Here is a 1,873-nt window from a genome sequence, read left to right as displayed (position 1 = left end):
CCTTCAATACCGGCCCCACACCCTCGACGGCTTCATAGCCGGCACCGGACTCACCCTCGACACCCCAGCCTCACCTTGAAACGCCGAAGTCAGTAGTAGCTGTTGTCGTTCCGATCTTGAGGGGTGTGTGTCGAACGGGAGTCTCGATCGGGTGATCGCAGCTGGTCGTGGGCATGAAGGCAGGGCCTCTTGGTAGCTCGGGGTTGCGAAGCCAACCGAGATCCAGGAGACCCTGTTGCCGCAGTTGTACGTGCTGGAGCCGGTGGAGTTCAACTCGTCTGTACCGACGTGTGATTGTGTCGCTCACCGGTTCGGGAATGCGGCCGATCACCCGGAACGTGTTCGGCGGTATCCCTCGGACATGACAGACGCGGAGTGGGCCGTGGGCCGGCCGCTGCTGCCGGTGCCCGGCTGGATGCGTGGCCGGGGCGGGCAGCCGGAGGCATACTGCCACCGGGCGATACTGGACGCGATCCGCTACCTCGTGGACAACGGCATCAAGTGGCGGGCGATGCCTGCCGACTTCCCGCCGTGGGACCGGGTCTATGCGTTCTTCCGCCGCTGGCGCGACCACGCCCTGGTCAAAGAGTTCCACGACCGGCTGCGATCGAGGATCCGCGAGAGGGAGGGGCGGGACGCGGAGCCGACGGCCGGCGTGATCGACTCCCAGTCCGTCAAAGCGGATGCTGTCGTCGGCTTGGACAGCCGCGGTTTCGACGGCGGCAAGCTGATCAACGGGCGCAAGCGGCACGTCGTGGTCGACACCCTCGGCCTGCTGCTGGGGGTGATGGTCACCGCCGCGGACACCGGCGACCGCGCCGCCGCCCAGGCCCTGCTCGGGCAGGTGGCCGACGCGCACCACCGCCTCGCCCTCATCTGGGCCGACGGCGGCTACACCGGAAGCCTCGTCGAGTACTGCCTGGCCACGCTCACCCTGGTCCTCGCGATCGTCAAACGCAGCGACGATATGCGTGGCTTCGTGGTCCTGCCCAAGCGGTGGATCGTCGAGCGCCTCTTCGCCCACCTGATGCGCACCCGCCGCCTGGCACGCGACTACGAACGCCGCACCGCCAGCGCCGAAGCGATGATCTACTGGTCGATGACCCTGCTCATGACCCGCCGCCTCGCGCGGCCGCGGCCTTCGCGAGCATGAACCGGCCCGGCGCGAGTTCGGCCAGCCAGCCGCGCGCGACCAGGCGTTTCGCCTTCGACCGCAGTGCCTCCACCTTGGCCGACACCGCGTCCAGACCGAACATCACGGCCATCTCCTGGCAGGTCAGTGGCCCTTGATGGAGCCGGTCCCGGTCCGAGAGAGCCTGCAGAATGCGCTGGTAGTCCACCGACAGCACCGACCAGGCGAGCCCCTCACGCCACACCGGCACCTGCGACTTCGGCTTCGCCGAGTCCCGGGGCGCCGGCCCGCCCGCAGTCGGCGAATCCTGGACGTCTTCCGTGCCTGCGGTGTTGCCGCAGTCCGGAGCCAGCACCGCATCGACCCGCCTGCGGGCGATGACCCACTCCTGCCATTCCAGCTCGGCCACGGCCAGTTCGGCCTGGATACGGTCGGCCTCCTCACGCAGCCCGTCCACCCGACAGCGAGCTGCGAGCTCGTGCTGTTCCAGCAGTCCGACAACCGACGGCATCCGCAACCTCCCGGGGAGCGACGACACGACAGGTCACGACTCCCACCGAATCACCGCCCCTACTCCTGACCAGCGAAAACGCCGCCCTCAAGTCCGGAAAGACAACAACCTCTTAGCTTGGCGTTTAACGTCGCCGGTCACTCGACCTGCTGAGATCCCCGGGATCTGGGCGTACGTGACGCGGCCGTTCTTCACGCTTCGAGATGTCGAGTAACGAAGTGCGAGAGAAC

2 protein-coding genes are annotated in these 1,873 nt (G+C 67.5%); one reads left to right on the top strand and one right to left on the bottom strand.

The features are described from left to right. Nucleotides 1-361 precede the first annotated feature (361 nt). Nucleotides 362-1,153, top strand: a complete 792-nt coding sequence (locus AB0I68_RS38990; protein ID WP_363182190.1) for an IS5 family transposase — start codon at nucleotides 362-364, stop codon at nucleotides 1,151-1,153. On the opposite strand, the gene AB0I68_RS38985 is transcribed toward AB0I68_RS38990, so the two are convergent. Continuing rightward, on the bottom strand, nucleotides 1,110-1,643 hold the full coding sequence (locus AB0I68_RS38985; RefSeq protein ID WP_363182189.1) for a hypothetical protein: 534 nt from the start codon (nucleotides 1,641-1,643) through the stop codon (nucleotides 1,110-1,112). The genes AB0I68_RS38990 and AB0I68_RS38985 overlap by 44 nt on opposite strands. Between the last annotated feature and the right edge of the window lie 230 nt (nucleotides 1,644-1,873).

Origin of the sequence: Streptomyces sp. NPDC050448, from assembly GCF_040655295.1 — a bacterium.
Taxonomy (GTDB): domain Bacteria; phylum Actinomycetota; class Actinomycetes; order Streptomycetales; family Streptomycetaceae; genus Streptomyces.
The sequence above is the reverse complement of the archived record's forward strand: the minus strand, read 5'-3'. Positions and strand labels throughout refer to the sequence as shown.